This is a genomic window from Myxococcus sp. AM010, from assembly GCF_013372585.1.
GTDB lineage: Bacteria > Myxococcota > Myxococcia > Myxococcales > Myxococcaceae > Myxococcus > Myxococcus vastator.
In genome coordinates this window covers 1-385 of the sequence record NZ_JABXEO010000259.1, presented here as the reverse complement: position 1 = coordinate 385, position 385 = coordinate 1, and the positions used below count along the sequence as shown (strand labels likewise).

Below are 385 nucleotides of genomic sequence, written 5' to 3'. Positions count from 1 at the left end.
TCCTAACCCCGAACCACCAGTCTTAGTATTTCGAGAATCTTCAACTCTAAACGTTCTTTCAAAGATACGTGATTGAAGTTCTGGAACGATACCTATGCCCTCATCTTTTATTGAAATACTAATGACGTCGTTTTCTTTACACTCAGAAATAATAATATCAATACGGCTACCAGAATTAGAAAATTTTAATGCATTATCTAGTAAATTGGTCAAAATACGTTCGATTGGAGGTCGATACTGGTAGAATGCATCAATATCTGTGCAGAAATTAACTTCAAGTGTACGATTTTCTTGTTTTATGTGTTGCTCGTATGGTTGTAATATATTAACAAGTAATTGATCGAGCTGTATTAATTCCAAAGGATAAGAACGTCCAGTATTTAAA

Annotated in this window: 1 protein-coding gene; it reads right to left on the bottom strand. The window is 33.5% G+C overall.

The genetic code is table 11. The features are described from left to right. Positions 1 to 385 (bottom strand): ATP-binding protein (locus HV826_RS36590; protein WP_176421594.1); only part of this gene is annotated, 385 nt, incomplete at both ends.